The 23,944-nt window shown below is 53.1% G+C and carries 20 protein-coding genes and 4 pseudogenes; 17 read left to right on the forward strand and 7 right to left on the reverse strand.

The features are described 5' to 3' along the window. The first annotated feature begins 35 nt into the window (after positions 1-35). Complete coding sequence (locus AB4O41_RS06445; RefSeq protein ID WP_460146742.1) at positions 36-206, forward strand: AbrB/MazE/SpoVT family DNA-binding domain-containing protein; 171 nt, start codon at positions 36-38, stop codon at positions 204-206. A 252-nt stretch (positions 207-458) separates the two neighbouring features. On the opposite strand, the gene AB4O41_RS06450 is transcribed toward AB4O41_RS06445, so the two are convergent. Further along, positions 459-1,621 (reverse strand): IS3 family transposase gene (locus AB4O41_RS06450; RefSeq protein ID WP_415265108.1). Its coding sequence is split into 2 segments (ribosomal slippage): positions 459-1,366 and positions 1,366-1,621, totalling 1,164 coding nucleotides; the frame shifts between segments, so codons are not numbered across the junction. A 402-nt stretch (positions 1,622-2,023) separates the two neighbouring features. Between AB4O41_RS06450 and AB4O41_RS06455 the strand changes: the two are divergent. The 6 genes and pseudogenes from AB4O41_RS06455 (at position 2,024) to AB4O41_RS06480 (ending at position 9,764) form a co-directional block, all read left to right on the forward strand. Next, positions 2,024-4,440, forward strand: a pseudogene (locus AB4O41_RS06455) (tellurite resistance TerB family protein). After that, complete coding sequence (locus AB4O41_RS06460; protein WP_460146743.1) at positions 4,437-5,732, forward strand: ATP-binding protein; 1,296 nt, start codon at positions 4,437-4,439, stop codon at positions 5,730-5,732. The pseudogene AB4O41_RS06455 and the gene AB4O41_RS06460 overlap by 4 nt, the downstream one beginning before the upstream one ends. A 43-nt stretch (positions 5,733-5,775) precedes the next feature. Further along, positions 5,776-7,949, forward strand: a pseudogene (locus AB4O41_RS06465) (DEAD/DEAH box helicase). Between the two features lie 132 nt (positions 7,950-8,081). Next, complete coding sequence (locus AB4O41_RS06470; protein WP_460146744.1) at positions 8,082-9,305, forward strand: PDDEXK-like family protein; 1,224 nt, start codon at positions 8,082-8,084, stop codon at positions 9,303-9,305. A gap of 44 nt (positions 9,306-9,349) precedes the next feature. After that, positions 9,350-9,475, forward strand: a pseudogene (locus AB4O41_RS06475) (AbrB/MazE/SpoVT family DNA-binding domain-containing protein); the annotation flags it as partial. A 46-nt stretch (positions 9,476-9,521) separates the two neighbouring features. Next, entirely contained in the window at positions 9,522-9,764 is a 243-nt protein-coding gene (locus AB4O41_RS06480; protein WP_460148300.1) for a DUF7693 family protein, read from the forward strand. Between the two features lie 59 nt (positions 9,765-9,823). On the opposite strand, the gene AB4O41_RS06485 is transcribed toward AB4O41_RS06480, so the two are convergent. Then, on the reverse strand, positions 9,824-10,990 hold the full coding sequence (locus AB4O41_RS06485; protein WP_460148301.1) for a restriction endonuclease: 1,167 nt from the start codon (positions 10,988-10,990) through the stop codon (positions 9,824-9,826). Between the two features lie 505 nt (positions 10,991-11,495). On the opposite strand from AB4O41_RS06485, the pseudogene AB4O41_RS06490 reads away from it, so the two are divergent. Further along, positions 11,496-11,704, forward strand: a pseudogene (locus tag AB4O41_RS06490) (hypothetical protein). A gap of 174 nt (positions 11,705-11,878) precedes the next feature. On the opposite strand, the gene AB4O41_RS06495 reads toward AB4O41_RS06490, so the two are convergent. Further along, positions 11,879-12,490, reverse strand: coding sequence for a LysE family translocator (locus tag AB4O41_RS06495; RefSeq protein WP_460146745.1), 612 nt, complete (start codon positions 12,488-12,490; stop codon positions 11,879-11,881). A gap of 683 nt (positions 12,491-13,173) precedes the next feature. Continuing rightward, complete coding sequence (locus AB4O41_RS06500) at positions 13,174-13,869, reverse strand: B3/B4 domain-containing protein (protein ID WP_460146746.1); 696 nt, start codon at positions 13,867-13,869, stop codon at positions 13,174-13,176. Positions 13,870-13,915: 46 nt separating this feature from the next. Here AB4O41_RS06500 and AB4O41_RS06505 point away from each other — a divergent pair, with 46 nt between their 5' ends. The 9 genes from AB4O41_RS06505 to AB4O41_RS06545 all read left to right on the forward strand — a co-directional run bounded on the left by AB4O41_RS06505 (position 13,916) and on the right by AB4O41_RS06545 (position 20,042). Next, the gene (locus AB4O41_RS06505) at positions 13,916-14,533 is read left to right on the forward strand and encodes a helix-turn-helix domain-containing protein (protein WP_460146747.1); all 618 of its coding nucleotides are present in this window, start codon (positions 13,916-13,918) and stop codon (positions 14,531-14,533) included. A 254-nt stretch (positions 14,534-14,787) separates the two neighbouring features. Next, positions 14,788-15,105: a DUF7693 family protein gene (locus tag AB4O41_RS06510; RefSeq protein ID WP_460148302.1), complete on the forward strand. Its 318-nt coding sequence runs from the start codon at positions 14,788-14,790 to the stop codon at positions 15,103-15,105. Positions 15,106-15,362: 257 nt separating this feature from the next. After that, positions 15,363-15,644, forward strand: coding sequence for a hypothetical protein (locus AB4O41_RS06515; RefSeq protein ID WP_460146748.1), 282 nt, complete (start codon positions 15,363-15,365; stop codon positions 15,642-15,644). Positions 15,645-15,689: 45 nt separating this feature from the next. Beyond that, positions 15,690-15,959 (forward strand): hypothetical protein, encoded by a 270-nt coding sequence (locus AB4O41_RS06520; RefSeq protein ID WP_460146749.1) that lies wholly within the window; start codon positions 15,690-15,692, stop codon positions 15,957-15,959. Positions 15,960-16,177: 218 nt separating this feature from the next. Continuing rightward, positions 16,178-17,143: a hypothetical protein gene (locus AB4O41_RS06525; RefSeq protein WP_460146750.1), complete on the forward strand. Its 966-nt coding sequence runs from the start codon at positions 16,178-16,180 to the stop codon at positions 17,141-17,143. A gap of 94 nt (positions 17,144-17,237) precedes the next feature. Then, entirely contained in the window at positions 17,238-17,813 is a 576-nt protein-coding gene (locus AB4O41_RS06530; protein WP_169916592.1) for a hypothetical protein, read from the forward strand. A 184-nt stretch (positions 17,814-17,997) separates the two neighbouring features. Then, a complete protein-coding gene (locus AB4O41_RS06535; RefSeq protein WP_460148303.1) occupies positions 17,998-18,240 on the forward strand; it encodes a DUF7693 family protein in 243 nt (80 codons plus the stop codon). 246 nt (positions 18,241-18,486) lie between these two features. Beyond that, positions 18,487-18,768, forward strand: coding sequence for a hypothetical protein (locus AB4O41_RS06540; protein WP_460146751.1), 282 nt, complete (start codon positions 18,487-18,489; stop codon positions 18,766-18,768). Between the two features lie 581 nt (positions 18,769-19,349). Next, positions 19,350-20,042, forward strand: a complete 693-nt coding sequence (locus tag AB4O41_RS06545) for a hypothetical protein (RefSeq protein ID WP_460146752.1) — start codon at positions 19,350-19,352, stop codon at positions 20,040-20,042. Positions 20,043-20,670: 628 nt separating this feature from the next. Here AB4O41_RS06545 and AB4O41_RS06550 read toward each other — a convergent pair. The 3 genes from AB4O41_RS06550 to AB4O41_RS06560 form a co-directional block, all read right to left on the reverse strand. Next, the gene (locus AB4O41_RS06550) at positions 20,671-21,165 is read right to left on the reverse strand and encodes an acyl-CoA thioesterase (RefSeq protein WP_460146753.1); all 495 of its coding nucleotides are present in this window, start codon (positions 21,163-21,165) and stop codon (positions 20,671-20,673) included. Positions 21,166-21,312: 147 nt separating this feature from the next. Beyond that, positions 21,313-22,497, reverse strand: coding sequence for an acetyl-CoA C-acyltransferase (locus AB4O41_RS06555; protein ID WP_460148305.1), 1,185 nt, complete (start codon positions 22,495-22,497; stop codon positions 21,313-21,315). A gap of 92 nt (positions 22,498-22,589) precedes the next feature. Further along, the gene (locus AB4O41_RS06560; protein ID WP_460146754.1) at positions 22,590-23,870 is read right to left on the reverse strand and encodes a 3-hydroxyacyl-CoA dehydrogenase; all 1,281 of its coding nucleotides are present in this window, start codon (positions 23,868-23,870) and stop codon (positions 22,590-22,592) included. Positions 23,871-23,944: the final 74 nt, after the last annotated feature.

Below are 23,944 nucleotides of genomic sequence, written 5' to 3' on the forward strand. Positions count from 1 at the left end.
CAAAGCATTGGAGAGCACACGTGAGAAAGTCACCTATGAAAATCATGATCGAAGAATGGGATGGTGACTCTCTTTTTTTGATGGAGGAATTTGTCGGCAACACAGGCTGCCTTGTCCTATCAAAAAAGCCTCAAATCGCGGATCGAATGGACGAGGCCACTGAAGCCTGGGGTAGCGGACAGCCTGGCAACGCCCAAGAGAAATGAGACAGCCACAATGCGCTTCCTTGAAACGGTCAGGCAGACACAATTGCGGAGTGAGTCGCTCGGGCCACATAACCTGAAGACGTGATGCTGAGCCGGGCTTAAGCCCGAAGGAGCGACAGCCATCGACGTTTTAGTACCCAGCAGTAAGAGCTCTGGCCTTGGCTTTATAGTCGACTATAGAGCGATTATAGAATCGCACCCCCCGGCAAGCCTCCTCAGCACGAACCTCCACTTCTATCTGGTGTGTAGTGGTCAACTAATCCCGGACACGACGTTAAGTTTTTTCTCGGCCTGAGCTGGGGCCAGTCCGTTATTGAATTGGTGCGGTCTAATCCAGTTGTACCGATGCATCAGGTAATGACTGATGTCGCGGTGCGCTTCTTGAGCTGTCATGTAGCCCACGGTCGGTATCCATTCAGTTTTCAAGCTGCGAAACACACGCTCCATCGGCGCATTATCCCAACAGTTTCCACGACGGCTCATGCTTTGGCGCATGCGGTAACGCCAGAGCCGTTGGCGAAACTGGCGACTGCCATATTGCGAGCCCTGATCCGAGTGAAACAGCAGCCCTTGAGGCCTGCCACGCTGTTCGTAAGCCATGTCCAACGCCTTGATGACCAGATCCGCATCCGGCTTGTTTGACAGCGCCCAACCCACAATTCGGCGTGCGTAGAGATCCAGAACGACAGCCAAGTAATGCCATTTCCCTTGAGCCCAGATGTAGGTGATGTCGCCACACCAGACTTGATTCGGCGCCGGCACATCAAACTCTCGATTCAAGATGTTCGGAATGTCAGGCCGCTCAACCGTCGTTTGTTTGTAGGCATGTGATCCAGGTTGTTTGCTAACCAACTCCAGCTCCCGCATCAGGCCACGCACCTTGAACCGCCCGATTTGCTCACCGTCTTCCTGCATCATCGACACGATGCTGCGGCTACCGGCGGCACTTCGACTTTGCGTAAACAGTTCGTTGACCCGACTGCGCAACCGAAGCCGCTCAACGTCCGGAGTTCGGCGCCTGAGGCGGTGGGCGTAGTAACACGAACGAGTGACATCAAAGACTGCGCAAAGCCAATCAACCGGCTCTTGGGGGCTCAGTTGATCAATCAGCGCGTGCGCTCGTGCTCTTCCGACATCAAGAGCGCGGTAGCCTTTTTTAAAATGGATTTCTCCCGCTCAAGGCGAGCGATTCGAGCTTCCAATTCCTGGATTTTCTGTTGCTCTGGCGTCAGCGCCTTGCTCTGCGGAGTCAAGCCGTTGCGCTCCTGCTGGAGTTGGTTAACCCAGCGACGCAACGCGGACTCGACCACCCCAAGCGAGCGGCTGGCTTCGATATGGCTATAGCCTTGATCGAGCACGAGGCCTGCGGCCTCGCGTTTGAATTCAGCGGAAAAGGAACGACGTTGTTTGGTCATCAGACACCTCTATCTGGCGAGCATTCTCGCCTAAATGGGTGTCCGGTTTCATTAGACCACTACAGTGTGAGCCCATCAGGTGAGCGATGTAGAAGCTCGCTGATCCGTCGTACCTTTCGGCCCGCGCTCAAGGAATTGATGGGGAGTGATGAATAGTGTTGATGTCTTGCACTTCGGACTATTTTTTCGAGAGCTCAGAACTGCAGACGTGAGCGTTCTCAGTGGTTATGAGCTATAGCTCGATCAGTGCGTATATGCGGCCAGCATCACGGGCGGTGTTTTTGGCGTCCATTTAGAAGGCATTTTTCCGATCAATAGCTCTGCGAGCCCCATGGCTCAAGCCATTTAATTGTCGGATACTGCCATTGCGCCAGCCCCCATCTTTCAAGGTTGAAATGACTCATGGCAAGGAAGAAGGCAAAAAACTCCAGCGGCACCGGCATCCTGATTATTATTGCACTGGCTTTTGGTGCACTCGCTTCGATCCCGAAGAACGCCTGGATCGCTGTTGGCATCGTCGCGTGCATCGGCGCCATTATGTGGTTTTTAGCCACTCGCACTAAACGACAGCTTGAACAGCTGCAAAAGTCTGCGTCAGTGACAACGCACCTGCAGGAGCCGCGAAGCAAAGACGTAACCTTCTCCATGCATGAGGTTTCGTTGAGCAATATGTCTGAAGAAACCTCCGAATTTTATACCGTCCAACTCGGCTCCCCCCTTCCCCTTCCTTTAAGATTCCAGATGCAAGCAAACAAAAATCCAATACTTGCTGGGTGCCGGCGGGCGAATCGGTCACTGTGTCTGGTTTTTCTCTTCCCGGCGGAATGCTCTATGTAGGAAGTGCGTTGGGTCGATACGATGCGCAAGAGCCGTCACTAATCAATCCAAAACTGCGGATAGCCAAGTCGTACGTCGACATCGAAGAGCGGTTGATGTCCTATTGGCCGAGTTTTCACTCCATCTCGCCAGAGGCTCGGCGCGGATACCTGCAGTGGCTAGAGAGCGGACGTCGTAATCCACTGGCAGACACCGGCTATGTCTTTTTGTTTTTCTATGGCCTTGAGCGCCGGGCTCTCGTTGATGCTGTAAGCGATCCGCAGTTGAAGGCTGAGATTCCTCTGATCGTCAAAGAAGTCCAACGACTGCTGAGTATCTATGGGGACAACAGGTCATTCAGGGGATATGCGGAAGGTTTTCTGGACTACCTGAGTAACACCACGGTTGATCCAAACCTCTACCTTGGCCCGCCTCCCCTGGTTGCTGCTTACAACTACGAAATGCCACTGCCGCTGCGCATAGGTTTGGGGCAACACGCCTCCAACAAGCGACCACTGGGCGCCGATTGGGCATTGGCTTGGGCACTGGGCGACCCCAATATCAGCAAGCGCACCCCGGTGACACGCTGCAAAGAAGTCTTTTCAACGCTGTTCAAGCTGAAATACGAAAGCTCCCACCCTGCGGGTCTCATCCTGGCGCAGAACAAGACCAAGCTTAAAACCAGCTATCGCGCAGCCTCTGCTGTGCTAATGGCCCCCTCGCTTAGCCTGGGTGATATTCCTGATGTCATGGCCACTTCGGGAACACGTAAAATCCTGCAATTGCTGGTGGAGCTTTGCACTAGTGAGCTTGAACCCTTTAGCCGTTATCTAGGCCGAAACCCTGAGAGCGCAGAAGCCCTTGAGGGCCTTTTACAACTTCCGGTCACCCTTTGGCCAACCGCAGCCCGTACGGAGCTGGATGAGCTTCAAACCCAAATCGGTGACGATCTGATTGTCATGAGCTTTGGCGAACTCGCGGGTCGATTCAAGAGCGCTGGTGCACTGTCTCGTGACAAGGTTCTCGCCCTTGCCCGAGCACTGGAATCGCTACATATCGGCATGGAACCCGACGTGCTCGCTGGCAGCAGGACTCCGAAAGCTGAAGATCGTATCGCGCTGTTCGTAACCCAGCCCGAAGACGGATCACTGCGGGCCTCAGCGGCCTACAACGCGGCCTCAGTCACACTTGATCTGGCCAGCGCAGTCGCATCTGCGGATGGTGACACTTCCAATGAAGAGGTCACATTGCTTGCTCAGCACATCGACTCATGGAGTCACCTGAGTATTGCCCATCGCAAACGTCTCAAGGCGCACTTGCAAATCCAGATCCAGCAACCACCGACGCTTGCAAGCCTGAAGAAAAAACTTGATCCATTAACTGTCGAAGCCAAGCGTACGATTGCCAGCTTCCTGGCCCACCTTGCGCAAGCTGATGGCATCGTCAGTCCATCGGAAGTGAAGCTTCTTGAGCGCGTTTACAAGGCGCTGCAACTGGATAGTCAGCTGCTGTACAGCGATCTTCACCTGGCTGCATCCGGAACGAGTATTACCCCTGCTAAACCTGCAACAAGCTCCTCTCTATCCGAGTCCGGAATAGTGTCAGCTGCCATTGCGAAGCAAGGCTTCGTGCTCGATCACGAGCGAATTGCTGAGTTGCAACGTGAAACGGCAGAAGTTTCGGCCCTCCTCGCCCAGGTATTCACTGACGACCAGGTTGATGAACCGGAACAGTCATTTGAGGCTGTGGAATCGGCGACAGAAACGAGTGCTGGCGTTGCCGGTCTCGATCTGGAACATTCTGCGTTCCTGCGCTTGTTAATCTCGCGTGCTGAATGGAGCCGATCCGAACTTGAAGCCGCCGCCAGCGACATGGAACTGATGCTCGATGGTGCCCTGGAACAAATCAACGACATGGCTTTTGAGCGTTTCGACATGCCCGTCACCGAAGGTGATGATCCCATCGAAATCAATACAGACATTCTGGAAGAGTTAGCCCTATGAGCACTATCAGAGCCAAGGATCGCGACGCAGTTATCCAATCATTGCGTGCTGGCGTTGTTCCTCGCGTCGGTCAACACTTGATTCAGGTCGGCCGGGTGGGCGAACTCGATGCACTGATCAAAGACGTCAATCGCCTAGTCGAAAGCGGATCGGCATTTCGAGTGGTGATTGGCGAATACGGTGCAGGCAAGACGTTCTTTCTGAACTTGGTTCGAGCCATTGCCATGGAGCGAAAACTCGTAACCATGCACGCTGACTTAAACCCAGATCGCAGGCTACACGCCACCGGCGGCCAGGCACGCTCGCTTTACTCCGAGCTGGCCAAGAACATGTCTACACGCACGAAGCCCGACGGTGGGGCCATGCAAGGCATCGTTGAGAAGTTTATCTCGCAAGCCAAAACAGAAGCCAAGGCGGCAGGTACAGACAGCGAGACTGTCATCCGAACCCACTTGGCTGAGTTAACCGAGATGGTCAACGGCTATGATTTCGCTGAAGTGATCGCAGCTTATTGCCGAGGTTTCGAGGAAGGCAACGAGCAACTCAAGGCTGATGCGATTCGTTGGTTGCGTGGCGAGTTCACAACCAAGACCGATGCCCGAGCGGCCCTAGGTGTACGAACCATCATTGATGATGCCTCCGTCTACGATCAGCTCAAGCTGCTATCGAGATTCGTCAGACTCGCAGGTTTTGGCGGCCTGATGATCTGCCTCGACGAACTGGTAAACCTCTACAAGCTGGCCAACACGCAGGCACGCAATGCCAACTACGAGCAGATCCTTCGCATCCTCAATGATTCGCTGCAGGGATCGTCTCAGGGGCTTGGATTTGTCCTGGGTGGCACTCCCGAGTTTTTGATGGACACTCGCCGGGGGCTGTATAGCTACCCTGCCCTGCAATCGCGACTGGCCGAAAACTCGTTTGCCAAATCAGGACTGGTGGATCTTTCGGGCCCGGTTATTCGCCTCACCAGCCTCGCGCCAGAAGACTTCTACGTGTTGCTTCAGAAGCTCCGTCACGTCTATGCAGGCGGTGATGCTGAGAAGTATTTACTGCCTGACGAGGCGCTCCCATTATTCATGGCGCACTGCAACCAGCGATTAGGTGAAGCCTATTTCCGTACACCTCGCACGACGATCACCGCCTTCATCAACCTGCTGGCCATCCTGGAGCAAAACCCGGGTGCTGATTGGCGCGCACTGCTTGGAGCTGTAGAAGTAGCCAAGGACATGGGCGGCGAAGAAGATACGAAAGTCGATGCGGACGATGAACTTGCCACCTTCACACTCTGAATCATCGGGCTTCGATCAGCTGGAGCCTCGAATCCAGCGATGGATTTGGGCTGAAGGCTGGACGTCCTTGCGCGACGCCCAGGAAAGAGCTGTGCCGGTGCTGATGGATGCTGACCAGGATGTCATCATCGCCGCAGCAACAGCGGCAGGGAAAACCGAGGCCGCCTTCCTCCCCATACTCACCAATTTACTCAACAGCAACGACCCGCCCGGTTCGGTGTTGTACATCAGCCCGCTCAAGGCCTTGATCAATGACCAATGGGACAGGTTAGGCCGCCTCTGTGAGCAGCTTGAAATTCCCGTAGTGGCTTGGCATGGGGACATTTCATCGAGCAAAAAGCATCGCTTCCTGAAGTCACCTGAAGGGGTTCTACTGATCACGCCTGAATCCCTTGAGGCACTCTTCGTCAATCGAGGCTCCAGCCTTACGGGGGTGTTCCAGAATCTGCGCTATATCGTCGTGGACGAACTGCATGCGTTCATTGGAAGTGAGCGAGGCAAACAGCTTCAGTCCCTGATGCACCGTGTAGAGCTCGTTGCCGGGCGTCGACTCCCCAGGGTTGGGCTTTCGGCCACACTCGGCGATATGACGTTGGCGTCAGAGTTTCTGCGCTCAGGAGGCGTCGACGGGGTGACTGTCATTGAGTCCAAAACTCAAACCAGACACTCCAGGTGCAAATTCGCGGCTACATCCAGCCGCCCATGAATGAGCTCAGAAAGGCTCCCGTCCAGTCTTCTAATGAGGAAGGCGATGAAGACGAAACGGAAAACAAAGCAAGCCCAGACTTCGCTATCGCTGATCATCTCTACAAGGTATTGCGCGGCAGCAATAATCTGATTTTCCCAAACAGCCGGCAGCAGGTTGAATGGTATGCAGACCAATTGCGTAGGCGCTGTGAGAATAATGGTTTGCCCAATGAGTTCTGGCCTCATCACGGCAGCCTTTCGAAAGACCTGCGGGAGCAAGCTGAGCATGCCCTCAAGGCAGGTAATCAGGCGGCATCGGCCATATGCACCACGACGCTTGAGCTTGGAATAGACATCGGTAGCATCAAGACAGTGGTGCAAATTGGCGCCCCACCATCGGTGGCGAGCTTGCGCCAGAGACTGGGCCGTTCGGGCAGACGCCCGGGGGAAAACGCGATCTTGCGCGTTTACTGCAAGGAGTCTCCACTCAAAGATGGATCGAGCATTTCAGATCAGCTGCGCCAGGGATTGGTTCAGACCATTGCCATGGTTCGTCTTTTAATTGGAGGGTGGTTTGAACCTCCCCGGGCTCAGGGTATTCATGCCTCCACTCTCGTTCAGCAATGCCTCTCCATAATTGCTCAGTGCGGTGGCGCCTCCGCTGCTGATCTTTGGAAAAACCTTATCGCTGAAGGAGCATTCCAAAACGTCGAGAGGTCAGACTTCATCAAGCTGCTCAAGTCGCTAGGAGAGCATGAACTCATCGTTCAGGAAAGCTCCGGATTGTTGCTTCCAGGGACAGTTGGAGAGCGCCTGATCAACCACTATGAGTTCTACAGCGCATTCACCAGTGATGAGGAATTCCGCCTGGTGTGCGACGGAAAAGCACTTGGCTCAGTACCCGTAAGCCGGCCGCTGACCAAGGATCAACGCATTATCTTCGGAGGCCGAAGGTGGCAGGTTCGTGATGTTGATCTCCAAGCCAAAGTCATCATTGTTTCCGCCGCACGCGGTGGTGCCCCTCCTCAGTTCGATGGTCTGGGTGCGATGGTGCATGACAACGTGCGCCAAGAAATGCGAGCCGTCCTGGCAGACCCTGTCCCCTGCCCATTCATTGATCGCGATGCCCAAACGTTGCTCGACGAGGCTCGCAAGACTTTTAACGCATTAGGCCTTGGTGAACGTTACGTCATTGAGTCCGGCGGTAAATGCTATCTGATCAGCTGGCTGGGTGATTACGCCAACGATGCACTGCGCCTGTTACTCAATCATGTGGGCCTTTCGTGTGACAACGCGGGCTTGGCGATTGAGGTTGACGCCAACATCCATCGGACACTGGCCGCACTCAAGGAAGTAGGTGACCTGGATGCAAACGATCTCGATTCGATTCTTGCAGATGTAGAGAATATGCTGCGGGAAAAATGGGATTGGGCATTGCCAGAGGCGTTATTGATGAAGTCGTTTGCTTCAATATCACTGGATATCTCAACCGCAATCGGTTTTGCGCAGAATCTAACTTTGGTTGAGTAAATTGATCGGCCTTAAGAGTGTGGAGGCGACTAGGCACCTTCACCTGATAGACACTGTTGCGCAAAACGTTTATAGCTTCGCGAAAACCATTTGCTCGAAACCACCCCACTCCGCAGTGCACATGAGGCCAGAATGGAAGCGTCCGTTATCGAGGACTTATTGATCGAATTTCAGATCTGGTACGACCTGGATCTCAAAGCGAAGCAAAAGTACCAAGCAAAACTAGCACCGGACTTTCGACTAATAGACTTTCTTCAACGCGACGAAGATGCGCTTTCAACGTATCTCAGTCTCCTGCTCGATCCGATTGGCCGACATGGACAGGGCGATGTGTACCTGGCCAAATTTCTTGCACTACTTCCCGAGTCCAGCTTTCAGCCGGCCACGGCGGATCACTTAAGCAGCCACACTGAGTTCAGGCTACCAAGCAATAGACGTTTGGATCTCTACCTACGGTTTCGCACAGGCGGCCTAGCCATTGAAAACAAGCCTTGGGCGACTGATCAGAAGAAACAGGTCTATGACTACGCAACATACCTGGATAGTCAGCATCTAGACGGACGTTGGACGCTGATCTATCTCTCCAACGGAGAAATATCCGAGCATAGCCTGCCCAAGCACGCGCCCGCGCATCTAGCGGATCGAGTTGTCAGCTTGGATTTTTTCCGGCTAGCTGGATGGCTGGACGAATGCGCGGTGCTCACCCGTGCTGCATCCGTGCGCCTGTTTGTTGAGACCGTCGCGCAATTCATTCGTGAACAGATCAATGGAGAAATGCAGTTGGACAACGGTCAAGAGCTTACCGAGTTGATGCTGCGAAATGAAAAAAGCCTGAGGGGAGCTTTTTATATCTCTCAGCACCTGCACGAGGTCAAGCGCCAGCTATGGCGGGATTTTGCTGATCACTTGCGTGGCGAACTCAATGCATTGGGCGCCGAGTTGGTCTTTGACGAGGAGTTGATTGATGGTGCTGCTCATAATGTGATTGGAGTTCGTTTGAATTCTGCTGACCGATGTGGGCCTAGCTGGGCGTTCAATAAACGAAACCATGAAGGGTTATATTTCGGTATCTGTGCCTTTAGCGAGGCTGACACCAAGAGGATTGACTCCGGAAAAATCAAACGAGCGATGGACAAGCTCTGCGATTTCCCTGGACGCACTACCGTTTGGTGGCCATGGTGGACATTCGACTCCAGGGCCTTCACTTCCCATCCAGTCCCGTCGAACTGGGTCAACAACGCAGACGCTTGGCTGGGACTCCAAGACAAAAGCCACGAAGGGTTCGCAGCCATAATCATCGGAACGGTCAAGCGTATGCAGAGCGATTTCGATATTAGCTTGTTGCAGGGCCGTTGAAATTCGGACGCCTGACGCCGAATCAGAAACAGTGGAGACCACACGTGAGAAAGCCACCTATGAAAATCATCATCGAAGAATGGGACGGTGACGGCGCAATTCGAATTCCCGATGAGGCGCTGCAGGAACTGGAACTCGATGTTGGCGACTCGCTGTATTTGATCGAGGAGAGAGGTTTGCCAGGTGCTGCGTGATGCCATCTTTGGCCGACGCGCGATGGTCAGAGTATGCGCTCAGACTTGGGACGAGCTTTATGCCGGAATGTTCATGGCCGACATCAACGGATGGAGCATGACGATCTTCAACGATTGTGATGAGCTCCATTACTGCGAAGCATGCGTCACCATCGATGGACGGCGTTGGTCGTTCGACTCGGGAGATCGATACGGGACTGACCCTATAGCTCTGCTTAGCACATGGGAGCATCAGACACTTGAGCGGCTTCTGAATGCGTTATGATGAGGATTACGCCTATGATGCCTTGGCGGCTGCCGTCTAGACTGCTGACGGGCACAGGCCTAGGCACTTTCTTCCTCGGCCTGGTAGACCTCGATAAGCTTCTGATTGTAGTCATCTAGGTAGCTCTGAAGCCCATCACGGTCGATTAGCCGCACGCCCGCCGTGCCGGCCAACTCCTTCGCCGATTTCGTGTAGTAGGAGTTCGTGACGACCATCGCCTCGTCACATCCGTAGAAGGCTTTAGCAGAGATGGCCTGCTGCACAGCCGCGTTGCCTACGGAGCCCGAATAGTTCTTAGCCTGGATGACCATGTTTTTACCGAACCGGGTAACGAAAAGATCGGCGCCCTGATCAGCAGTTTTCTTGGTTTCCTTAACGTCATAGCCAATGGTCTGGAAGATCTCAACCAGGAAAGCTTCAAATTGAAATCCGTCCATAGCATCCACCAGATACATGGTGATGAACTGATTCGGATTGAAATGCTCCAGCTGAGATCCCAGACGCTCGACGAGAATATCGAAATAAATTTCCTCGCAGAGGCTCAGGCCATTCCGGAAAACCTGTATCGGGAGGAGTGGCACACCAGATGTCGAAGCCGCCTGGGGATTGAATGGAACATTGGGGAAAGCCACGTCATTTTCCCAAAGGTAGTAAAAGAACAGAGCCAAGTCAGACCTGAAGGTCGTTCCTGCCTCTTCAATCCAAGAGCGTAGGGTGTCGGTAAGGTCAGTTCGAATGTGTCGGGTCAACTCTCTGGAGAAGCCCAGATACGCAGAGTTGAAGGCGGTGGTCTGCAACAGCTTGTCCAAGAGAGATGGAAGCCCTTCAAGCTCGTCAAAGCCTTTGCGAATCAAGACTTCCCTGAACAATTCCCTCTCGCTGTACACACCATCCAATCGTGGCCCAGGTACGCCCGCGTCATCGCTGCTACCTGCGCTTTCGCGAGTTGTGTGAATGAAGTTCGTGAAGTATGGCTGCTTCAGCTCCGCGTACTTTCTCAAGACGTTGTTCAAAAGATCGTTGAGCTGGGCTTGCTCCTTCTTCTTCCCGAAGAAGTCCTGAATCAAACCTTTGGATCTGTATTGAAAGTCGGGATAAAACGAAGGATCCAGTGGCGTGAGGTGTCGCAACGTGAGCTCTGATGACGGTGAAACTTGAGAACCCATGCACAACGGGCATGCGATCTCGAAGGTAGTCCTGTTGCATCCATTGCATTGATAAATCATCGCGCCGAGTCCTTGCCTGAGTGATTGCGCTGTTTCGCGCTTAATCGTACGCACGAACATAGCTCAGTGCCATCAGCGCGTCCATTTAGCTAGACCTTGAGAAGCACGGATTGCAACGGAGTACACATGCACTCCAACCCACAAAATCCTATGACGGCACGCTTAATTAGCTAAGCGCACGAGGCCGCTCAGGCAAGCAAACTCCCTCCGACAGCCCCGCCCGAAATCCTCCGAAAAACCAGCAGGCATCACATGCACGGAAAGCGACCATGCACGCAAGATTCAGAGTGATAGAAACCACGACACTAGACGATGGCAGCAAGCGATACAGGGTTGTTGATCTCGTCGAGGGCGGGTCAGCCAGCAAGCATGGCGTGTTCAAAGTCAGGACGGAAGCAGAAGCTGTTTGTTCGCTCCTGAATGCCGAGCATCCTCGTCAGAGTGGTGTAGGTCGTACATCCCCAAGAATCTGATCTACGCTGACCTCTTCCACGGAAGAATCACAATGTCCAACGCAGACCCGCTCCCTTCCCTACTGTTCAAGATCAATCAAAATCGTTAGCAGTTGAAGCCGCGATAATAGAACTCACGCTCTGGGTCGAGCATCGCGGATCAGCGGAGGTCGCCAGCAACGTTCGCGGCGCTTTGGACACAATTAGCAGGAACGAAGAGTTCATCAGCATCGCGTTAGCGGTACTCATGACAGCGGATTGACTTGTTCCTGAGAGACCGCAATCGGCTGCCACTGTAACCGGCAGCCTTCGGTAATAGCAGACGTCCACCCAAGCTTGCGACTAGGAGTTCAGGTCAATGAAAGCAGATAGGGTGACCTAGTCGGCTGCAAGAGAGAAGGCTTTGCAGCCTTGCAAAGCCTTACTGAAGAGAAGATCAGCGCGAAACAGCCATCCAGCCCGCACAACCGGTCATTACGCCGGCTGACGTTCTGTTCATAAGCTTCATTGCCTTCGGTGACTGGATGGTGCGCTTGATTCGCGATGCGGTAACGAGGTAAGCCAGTTGGATAGTGAGATCGATCCCGATGCCGAGCGCGGTAATAAAGATGACTTCTGACCAGGACAGCGCCGTCAGATCAAATGCATGAGGCAGCACCGCGCCGAAAAATACAACGGCCTTTGGATTACTTAGGGTCAGCACAGCGCCTGCAAGAAGACCTCGACCAACTGAGCGCTTCGCAGGTTCTTGATGTTGTTCGGTGTTCTTCGACCATAAGTTCCATGCGATGAACAGTATAAAAGCGACACCGAGCCATTTCACCGCGATGAACACGGGCTCGAACTGCAGTGCCAGCGCCGCCAGACCGAGGGTAGCGACCACCAGCCAGACAGCATTTCCCAGCACCATGCCGCCGATGAAAGGTACCGTAGACCTCGCGCCTCGCGACACCACTTGACCTAGAAGGACTCCCTGAGCGGGGCCGGGGATTGCTGCTGCAATCGCGAAGGGCACGACAAAAAACCAGATTGAAGAAGTAGCGCTCATGTGCGAAGCCTCCATGTTGCCTTCGTTTACAAAGCGGCATATTTGCATCGGGTGAGCAGGTAAAACAATACGGGAAACCTTTATCAGCAGCTTGGGTGAACGGCCCGTTCGTTCAATCTGATCAGCCCAAGCGACCGTTCACTTAGGTTCGGATGCGATCACTGCATTTCTAGTAAATGACAGGGCATAATTGGCGTTCGAACCTGGCAGGCCACCGCCGGGCTCCCGGGACGTCCTCTCCCTGTTCACGAAGCTCCCATTCATCCACCTTCCTTGATAAAAACCCATCTGAGATTTAGGTGTATGGATTGATCAACAGGGGGTCAGATCATGGGAGAAATTTTCATCGTGCAAAAACGACCCGTCCACGGCGTTTTGAACGGTTTTTACTATCGAATCGTCGACCCGTACTGGGGAGGCAGTAAATCGAAATTTCTCGCAGGCTGTACAAGCAGAAATCCATTGACGTCACCTGAATGAAGTACTTTCTCCTCCCAGCACAGCCGCTTCCTCTGGGATCAACTTAACGCCAGATTGGTAACTGAGCTCTATCGTAACTTCGTCTCCGTCACATCTCCCCCCACATCTTTGCCGTCTCGATGTGAGCGTACCCTTGATTCATTCATCGAGGTTAAAGGGAATGCGCTAAGTCCACTGAACATTATTTATCTCTTCGTCCGGATTTAAGAGGCCGTAGCCTCGATCAGAATGCTCTCAATACGAACGCCGGGCATCATCAGCTCCAGCCCCTCTATCAATTTATCTCCAGCTTCGGTTAGGGCCTCTATTGGCATCGCTGGCAGGCTTTCTAGGATGAACCACATGTGCTTTGCATCAGCATTGAGCCTGGTTCGGACACCCTGACGCCAATTCCACCGACGGCAAGTGATACCCTGATCATCCCGCCATACGACTTCGCCAGGGTCGGCAAGCTCTTGTGCCGGCACGCCTTCTTTCATGGTGTCGAACACTTCAGTTCCGACAGCAGCTACAAGACGTGGGGAGCCCACATAGGCCTCTGCATTCTCCCCTCCAACGGGGATTGCATACTCGATACTGATCGCGTTGTAGAGATCTACCACGGGATCAATGCTGGCTAAGCTGCCGTCGCGCAATACGCGCTTACGTAGGGCCTCGGCAGAGCATGGAGTACGTTGCGGCTTTGCGCCGAATTTACGGAAGACGTCTGCCCAAGCTGCGAGATGAGCTTCTGCCCAGCGCACATCGCCCGACTGAACTGATTTACATGCCTGAGCCAGCGCCTTTGAGGCGACATCATGATTGGTTATTGGAGCAGCTTCAACCACAATGCTCAATGCTCTGAAGCCGGGCGCTAGATTGGCTACGTCTTCGCTAATTGACGGCAGTACAGACAGCATCAGAGAATCCCTCAAACCCTTAAATTGAAAATCATGCTAGCTACCAATGACCAATAAAGTCAATATATCGACCGAGCCAGGTGCCGACGTCCAGACGGTCAGTGAGGCGGTTTCGCGCAGGCTCAAACAAGAGCGGCAGAAGCAAAAGATCACCTTGGACGAGTTATCTCGCCGTTCCGGAGTGAGCAAGGGGATGGTGGTTGAAATAGAGAAGTGCAGCGCCAATCCGAGCATCGCTATATTGTGCAAAATCGCGGCTGCGCTTGGGTTATCAGTTGCTGATGTGGTGAATGTGGCCGACATGCCATCGGCTCACCTGATCAAGAGCCACGACATTCCTACGCTCTGGACAGGGCCATCCGGGGGATCCGCCCGCCTCCTCGCAGGAACCAGCGGCCCAAATATGCTAGAGCTGTGGCGATGGGAGCTGTACCCCGGTGAAAAGTTCGCTTCCCCTGGACACCCTCAAGGCACCACCGAGCTGTTCCATGTGGAGTCAGGGACTCTTCATCTTGATGTGGGCGAAACCGAACTGATCATTACTAAGGGCAGCGCAGCAGTAGCCAAGACAGATGTACCCCATAGCTATTCGAATAATGGGAAGTCCAAACTGGTGTTCACAATGTCGGTAACGGAGCTACACCGTCCCATACGGGAACTCTAAAACTCAGTGGTTTGTTGGAGGTACAGTAGCCCCCCGGCCCACATCCTGCGCTATCGAATGGCTTCTGGCGTTTGCGACTTCGCGCAGATTCATAAGGGAGAACATGAAGGTGATCGATGCCCACAACCTTCTGATTGTCTTTACCGCGTACATCATCGGAGCGGCAAGTTCTGGCCCCTAGCAACATGCGGATCATGGGCGTTGCCATGAACCTAGGCCGCTACGAGCAAGCGATGACTCAAAAGCAAAATGATCTGAATACAACCACCTCTCTCACCGCCCGCGAGATCTGCCAGGTGCTGATGGACGTCGCGCTTGGCGAACGCATCATGATGCGAAGATCCGGACAGTCCTGTGTCGAGATCTATCACGGCCTCATGCCCGTGGAAATTGATGGCTGGCAGCTCACACTCTTCAACGACTGTGACACCCTGGACTACTGCGAGTACTGCAGGTCGCCTGATGGTAGAGTCGGGACACTCGAACTCTGGCAGAGGGATGGAGCCGATCCTGTCGAACTACTGAGTGCCTGGGAGCGTGAACAACTCGAACGATTGCTCGCTACCCTCTGAGTCTCCATGCAAAACGGCAAGTCAGGGGTCTGACCATTATCGTCATCTCTAAAGCTGCTTACAAAACTGTAGCCATGGCATCATTTTCCTCACAGGCGGTTGCAGCCGAGCCTTGGTAGGCTTACTGGATTTTTAACCTGCAATCCGGATAACTGCCAATCTGCGATGCATCACAAATATAAACGGCCCTTCCCTCACCAACTGCTCAATGTACCAATCGAATGGCTAGTGCCTGGCTTCCGAATAGGAATAATAAAATGCTGAATCGTCCAGACAAAAACGCGCTCCGTGCAATGCTGGAATCGCAAGTTCAAGAAAAGCTACAGCACGACCCAGATGCGGTAACGACTTATGCAGCCCAGCCCGTACCTGACCGAAAACTGTACACCAGCAAACCCACGGTTCAGGACAAGGCGTTTCATAAAGAGCTCGAGCAGATGCGTGCAGACGCTGAGGCTGGAGTGATACATACGTCTACGCGCGAGCCGGAGGATGGAGGCGCTCCTAGCCTTAAGCTTGATGATTATCCTGGTCTGTAAACGTGCCACTGAGAATCTAAAGACGGGAACGGCTTCCCCAGAGTCATGGTCATCCTCAATGACGAAGAGGCAGGTGGTTTCCTTTTCAGTTACGACAAGCTCTTGGGTGTCAAACCAGCTTCTGACAGCGACGTAAAAAATCAACACGAGGGCAAAGATGATTCCTTGGCTCGCACTCGTCGCCTGCTGTATGTCACGTGCAGCCGGGCCGAAGAAAGTCTCGCGATTGTGGTTTACACCGCTCAGCCTGGGATAGCTAAGCAGCGAGTAATCGAGGCAGGATGGCTCAAGCCCGACGAGGTCGATCTTCTGTGAAACTCACTACCAACGGCATGAATTGTTTGACGGATGTACTGAAGAGACAAGTGGCGCAGGGCCTGGCTTCAGCTAGGTGATTAGGCGACGCAAACCTGCTTTCGGAAAGCTAGGCGCAGTCGAAGCATTCCAATGGATGTTTGACCTGCGCTGATCCAAAATCTGACGGTCTTCACAGCGTAATACGCTTACTACTTTTCAGGATTGAGACAGCGTTGATGCGATTTTTTTTGGATACAAACATCTGGAGTTACATCGCAAATGAGGATGCTGGCAGCGAACTTGCCATGCGCGCCCGGGCAGCAGGAGTTGAAATTGTCGTTTCTTCCGCCGTGGTGGATGAGGTACAGCAACTGCCGGTGCCGGACGCCCGCCGTAAGGTAATCCGGCTTCTTACAGAAAATGATTGGAAGCGCCTGATGCCGGAGGTGTTCAGCGAATGCGCTGAGGTCAAAGCAGAGATAATCAGGCTGCGGCCGGAATGGGTCATAGCCAAGCCGAACATGAGGGAGTTCAACCGAGTCAGATATGACTGGGTAAGGCGTACCGGTGGCTTCTGGGATCGTGCACGCAGGGAGATTGATTCCCCTCCAACGAATGAAAGCGTTCGACGGGAGCAAGAAGAGAACCTGGCTGTCGAGCAGTCATTCGCCATCAGAGAACGGCTAAAGAAAATCAGGCCTGGCAGTGAGACACATCTACAGCATGTCGGACTCATCCCAGAAACCGGCACGCCAGGCTGGACGGGAAAGCCTGTGCACTACTGGCGCGTGCCCAGCCTGCATATGTTCAAGTCCGAACTGCAGATTTACGAGAGTGCGATCAGAGAGTGGCTCGACAGCGAGATTGACGTGCCCGCCATGCTTTCATCAACCGAGTCGATGAATCGGCTATGGCTGCATGAACTCGATCCCGCAGCGGTTCCGCGGCAATGGCTACGCGGGTCGTTCGAGTTTCTTCAAGCATGGCACAAGGTCACCACCGGCACGCCGGGCGACTCTCGCCTGGCGACGCACTTGGTTGACGCGGAAGTCATCATATCGGCGGATAAGAATTTCGTCCGGTTTGCAGAACGCTGTAGAGAAGAAGCGCCATTTAAGATTGGCAAGACTCTGCTTGCGAAGGCTAATCGCGCAGGTGTCGATGAGGTACTGCAATGGATTTCCAACGCAAACACACTATGACGTCCTGTCCCGAGCGTCCGGTGTAGATTTCTAGCTCTGCTGCGGGGATTCAGGCCCCGTCATCTTTCTAATCTGCTGTAATGAGGTAACCATTGTGACTGCCCCCCATGAACTGTCTGGCGACGAATATCAGCTTGAGGACTTTCTGCGAAGACAGCGTGCGGACTTCGACGAGCGCAGCTATTGGCTTCAACATTCGCTGGGCGCAGAAAGTCATTGGCTTTTCATCCAAGCGTATGACGCGCTGAAGCATGAGCTCTACCTGCCAGCTTGCACTGGATTTCTCACCGGAATCGAGGGCTCGCTTCGCAATACGATGGCTCAAGTGAAGATCCCTGCACGAATCGACAACGTTGACGATATCTCGCTGCTCAGTAACTCACTGCTGCGCCAAGCTAGGGCCAACGGCATGTCAATCGACGCCTTAGCATTTCCAGGTGAGCAAGATTTCGAAGCCAATCTGCCTACCCGCCAGAATGTTGAACTCGTCAGGGTTCGGCACACCCTGTGCCACGGCAACATTCTTGAGTATGTCCGTGCGCAAGATGATTTGCCGCCATTCTTCACACCTGAGTGCTGCCGTGACCTTGCCAATAAGCTTCACATGATCTCGCGTAACTGGGTGGCGAACCTTGGCGAGTACAGAAAGCAGATTGTCGGCCCGCAATGATCGATCTTCCAGGCCCGGCCTCTTTTGGCCCGAAGGAGCGACCTCTTCATTGACGCCACTCCACACCGCAACTTAGCGTTAGCAAGCAATGACTCAAGCTCAGAATGATTTGAACACAACCTCCCCTCTCACCGCCCGCGAGGTCTGCCAGGTGCTGACGGACGTCGCACTCGGTCAACGCATTATGACGCGAAGCTCCACGGAGTCCTGGAGCGAGATTTATAACGGCCTCATGCCCGTGGAGATAGATGGCTGGCAGCTCACCCTCTTCAATGACTGTGACACCCTGGACTACTGCGAGTACTGCAGGTCGCCAGATGGTAGAGTCGGGGCACTCGAACGCTGGCAGCGCGATGGAGTTGACCCTGTCGAACTGTTGAGCGCCTGGGAGCGAGAACAGCTCGAACGATTGCTCGCTGCCCTCTGAGCCTCCATGCAAAACGGCAGGTGAGGGTTTTCCACTTCAGTCATCTCGAAAGCTGCATTCAAGATTGTAGCTGTGACATCATTTTCATCACAGACGATTGCCGCGTAGGCTTGCTAGGATTTTTAACCTGCAATCCGGCTAACTGACAATATGCGATGCAACCACAAATTTAAACAGCTTGCCTTCACCAACTCTCAATCTACCAATCGATTAGCTAGCGCTTGGCTTTCGAACAGGAGTAACAAATTGCTGAACCGTCCCGACAAAGACGCGCTCCGTGCAATGCTGGAATCGCAAGTTCAAGAAAAGCAGCAGCACGATCCAGACGCGGTAACGACTTATGCAGCCCAGCATGTACCTGACCGAAAACCGTACACCAGCGAACCCACGGTTCAGGACAAGGCATTTCACAAAGAGCTCGAACAGATGCGTGCAGACGCCGAAGCTGGAGTGATACATACGCCTGAGCGCGAACCGGAGGACGGAGGCGCTCCTAGCCTTAAACTTAATGATTATCCGAATATGTAAACATGCCACTGAGAATCTACAGGCGAGAACGGTTTGGTTAAGCTCCTGGCAAGCACGCTCGCCTTCATTGCGTGGAGGTCGCCTGCAATCGTTGGTCGGTGAGCGTTTCCTCAATCAAGCGCGCGTTAGGCTCAGCGCATATTTTCAATGGCACGCACTATTGCATCATTTGTCAAAGGTGCTTCACGGGCAAATGCCAATGCCAGGCGACCTAGCTGTCCGATTACATCCAACGCTTCAGCACACTCCTTCCTCCACCAAGAGATTCATAAGCGCACAAAACGTTGTCGAAGGGCAGCAACTGGTTCGTCAAGGTGAGAACACTTCATCAACTATAATGGCGGCAATTATATAAGCTGACTATCCCACCAAAAATTCAGACTTAACTGTGAATTTGCGATGCTAAACAGGTTATCAAAATGCCACTAACATGCCCACACAACAGAAAAATACCGTCACTCCAAAAAAAATCGAGAATTTCACTTCGTTCAGAACCGTTGAATTTTCTGCCAAAAAACCTAACTGCATTATGTAGAACTAATAATTGACAGAAATTCAACAAAAAACGGTATTGACCAGCCTTGAGCAATCTGGAAAAGTACGCACATCGCACGGCAAACCACATAAACGGTATCAAAATGACATATTCTATCGAAGTATGTATTAACGAAAATTCATCATCAGTTTTTCTGAATTTCGAACGTATCAGCGAGGAATTTCGGATTGTCAGATGTTGCAGATTTCAATGTATTGGTTGGATCCTTAGTGCAGTGGCTCAGGTCGAGGTAGAGGTTCAGAACGGCGCCACTTGGGTAAACCCCGAAGAGTCAGTTAAAGCCCTTATGCGATTTCCCGTTATCCCTGAATATTTGGCGAGAAAACTTATTGCATCTGGCAGCAAAAGCGAGCAGTTTTCTTTGGTTTGGAACTTCCTATCGGATGCAGAAAAAAATGAGGCCATCACAGTAAACTTTGATTACTTTCATAATTTTTGGCCCGAATTCCAATTATACGCAACAGCTATATCCCTACAAATAGCTAACACACAGCAACTAGGCGAACTAAAGAAAAAATGCGAACGCCTGAATGACGAGATACAAAGCAGCTTAACCATACGAATGCCGGCATTGAGTTTACCTGAAAATTCTACACCGATTGCGCAAATCAACTACATTCAAAATAAGCGATTCCACTCAGATAGCCGCGATCGAGAAGTAGTATATGAACTACCTCCACGCGTTCTTTGTAGGAACTCTGAAGACTTATTTTACTAGCACCCTCACTTAGGAGTATTTATTTCGCGACCCAGCTTAAAACTGACCAAAACTAAACTACAAGCACTTACACTATCGTAAAATTATTTGAGCCCACCTCCCCCCTTTGCATGACACATAAGTTAACTGCGAGAAGAAGAAGCTTAATCAAATTTCAGCAAGAGCAGCGAGTCAAATTCATGTTTAGCCCAATAAGGGCATAGTTTGTGAAGCTCAACGCCACACACTTTAAGATATTGCGATAATCTGCTTAAACGTTGAGTTGACACGGCCTGGGTTGCTGCCGACCAAGGCCTGGCTCTGCTGACTCTCCGCTAAACGAGGTGTATAGAATCGACGTCGCTGCCAGCTCCAATCTTCGGCAACCGTTTCTACTTGTTGAGTTTCCAAGACATTGGGCTCAAATTTTTCCCGGTATAATTCCGAGACTCCGAGGACTTCGGCATTTCTTATTGGATCCGAGTGGCGTGGAAATTTTAGCTATAAGTAGATACTAAAGAGTTGACTTAACATTTTTCGTCAATGATAGAACATCCTAAACGAGTACAAAGCAGCTTAACTGCTCGCCATTTTTATCAATGCAACTTGCTGGGCATTGGTCATTGACTCCCACTTAAAGACTGACTAGTCATCCGAACAGCGGCTCACTCGCTAACATTGCATCCCGTAATGCCTGACTTGGGACCGCCTTGGTGCCAGCCTGAACATCGTAAAACACACAAATTGCAGCCCCTTCGCCACACAGCTCGCCATTCCAAATGGCGTACTCTTGCTCGAAGCTGGTGTTTCCCATTCGCATGAGACGAGTGGTTATCAGCGCCTGCTCCCCCAATAACATTGATTTGTGATAGGTGAACTGAACCGAGCGCACCACCATTCCAATCCCGCCCTGCCCAGGAAAATGGCCGGCCACCTGTGCGAAATGACGACTACGAGCTTCTTGACACCAATCTAGGTAGATAACATTGTTTACATGGCCATAGGCGTCAATGCAACGCCAGTCACAGTCGCGCTGGATAGCAGATCGCCAGGCACCCTTCACACCGTAGCGACTGAGGTGATGCTGATCGAGTTCGAAGGACCCGACCACCACCTGAGCTGTCTTATTATTCATTTTATTCATTGCTCTCCTCGAGCTACACCTTGCACGACCCACAAGTACGGCCTGCAAGAGGCCAGACTTTCAGTTTCGGCAACTGGCGAATATTTGGACCTAGGGAAAATTTTCTGAGCAACGGCATGCATGCGGCCAGATAAGACTGCCGCGTTGTTACAGGACCTCGAATAGTCCCGCCGCCCCCATCCCGCCGCCGACGCACATCGTCACCACCACAAATTTCACCCCGCGCCGCTTTCCCTCCAATAATGCATGCCCAACCATGCGCGCGCCGCTCATACCGTAGGGATGCCCTATCGAAATGGCGCCGCCATTCACATTCAACTTCATCGGGTCTATTCCCAATCGCTCAGTGCAGTAAAGCACTTGGCATGCGAATGCTTCGTTGAGTTCCCACAAACCGATGTCGTCCACGCTCAAGCCGTGCGCACGCAGCAGTTTGGGCACCGCCAACACTGGCCCGATTCCCATCTCCTCCGGCGCCAGACCTGCAACGGCAATCCCACGATAAAGCCCCAACGGAGTACTGCCTGATCGCGCGGCCAGCTTGCCCTCCATCAATACACAAGCGCTGGCACCGTCGGACAACTGACTGGCGTTACCGGCGGTAATACAGCCACCCTCCATCACGGGTTTAAGTCCTTGCAAGTCGGCGAGCACAGTACCAGGCCGGTTGCCTTCATCCTCAGTGAGCCTGACATCTTGAACGCTGACCGCACCACTTGCCTTGTCGACGACGCGTTTGCGCACCGAGACTGGAACGATCTCGTCAGCAAACAACCCGGCATCCTGAGCAGCAGCTGTCCTCTTTTGTGACTCCAAAGCGTACGCGTCCTGCGCTTCCCGGCTAATGCCATAGCGGCGCGCCACCAGCTCGGCAGTCTGCAGCATTGGCATGTAGGCATGCTCGCAAAGGCGCACTACTTCAGGATCGTACGACTCGATTGCCCATTGGTTGTGTGTAGCTTGCACCAGGCTGATTTGCTCCTGCCCAGCACCGATAGTGACCATCATTCCGTCGACCATAATCTGCTTGGCAGCGATGGCGATGGCCATTAATCCCGATGCGCACTGACGATCGACGGTCTGCCCGCTCACCGATAACGGCAGTCCGGCAGCCAAGGCTGCAAGACGCGATGGATTGTTGGCCGCGGTGCCTCCTGGCATCGCCGTACCCAACACCAAATCATCAATTTGAGCAGGGTCGATGCCTGCACGCTCGACAGCAGCGCGGATAGCGACGGCAGTCATGCTCGGCGTCTTGAAATCGTTAAATGCGCCACGCATCGCCTTGGCGACGGGCGTGCGAGCTGTGGATACAATGATGGCGTCTTTCATGCTTGAAATCCCTTGTTCGAACAGAAGCAATTGCATAGTAAATCCCTGGCTTGCTTGAGAAATTCTTTACAGCGCCAGAGACATCAAATCGTTCACGCAATACAACTCGCATGTCGCGCAGGGAAGCCTGATAGGTCATCGCCGCCCTCCTGTACATCGGCAAAGCGCTTTTTACTAGCTATCAATGGGTGGATGAGGCCAGCTGGGTGCCAGTGCTCGCCGAACAATTCGTGCAAGCGCTTTAGCCCAGCAAGAATCTTTGGTAAACCCTGCTCATCCGCCCAACTCATCGGTCCACCGGTTGCTGCCGGAAAACCATATCCGTTCAGCCAGACCTGATCCACATCATGGCTGTTGGCAGCAATACCTTCTTCGAGGATCTTCGCCCCTTCGTTGACCAGCGCCAAAAGACAACGATCAAGTATTTCCTCGGCGGTAATATCACGGCGGCGATAGCCCAACCCCATGGAAATTCTGTGCACAAGCGCATCGACCAGAGGATCGTGCTCGGCCCGGCGGCTACCAGGGGCATAACTGTAGTAACCCTGCCCGGTCTTCTGACCGAAGCGACCGAGTTCACACAAGGCATTGTCGACCTGCATCAGTGGTTCTTCCATGCTCAACCCAGCCAGTTGGCGAGCGCGCCACTCCAGATCGATGCCGACCACGTCAAACATGCGGAACGGGCCCATGGCAAAACCAAATTGTTGCAACACCTCGTCCACTTGCTGCGGCAACGCACCTTCGAGCAGTAATTTGCGCGCTTCGGCAATGTAGGTGCGCAGCATGCGGTTACCAATAAAGCCAGGGCAGTTACCCGACACCACCGCCACCTTGCCTATACGCTGACCCAGTTCAAGTGCCGCTTGCAGCACCGTGTTATGCGTGTGCTCGCCACGAACGATTTCCAACAGTTTCATAATGTTCGCGGGACTGAAGAAATGCAGTCCCAGCACCTGCTGTGGACGGTTTGTGACAGCGGCGATAGAGTCGATATTCAAGGCCGAAGTGTTGCTGGCCAAGATAGCTCGAGACTTTAAATGCACATCGAGCGCGCGAAAGATCTGCTGTTTTAACTCCAGACTTTCGTACACAGCTTCGATCACCAGGTCGACCTCAGCTAGCGCTGCGTAATCTTTCGCTGCCCGCACCCGTTGCAGGTTGGCGTCTGCCTCGAACTGAGTGATGCGCCCTTTGCCGACAAGCTGCGACCACGTTTGCTCGATCATCGTCAGTCCTGCGTCGAGCGTCGCAGTATTGCTATCCAGCCATAACACCGGCAATCCGGCACTGGCTAGGCTTATGACAATACCGCGGCCCATGGTGCCTGCGCCGATTACGGCAATTTGCTGGATATCGAAGGGTGAATTCACGTGCAGCGCTCCTGTAGCTGTGTGAGATGAACAGCCGACACCCTAACGAGGCCCAATATATTTTAAAAATCATT

This window comes from Pseudomonas sp. S2_A02, assembly GCF_054668495.1.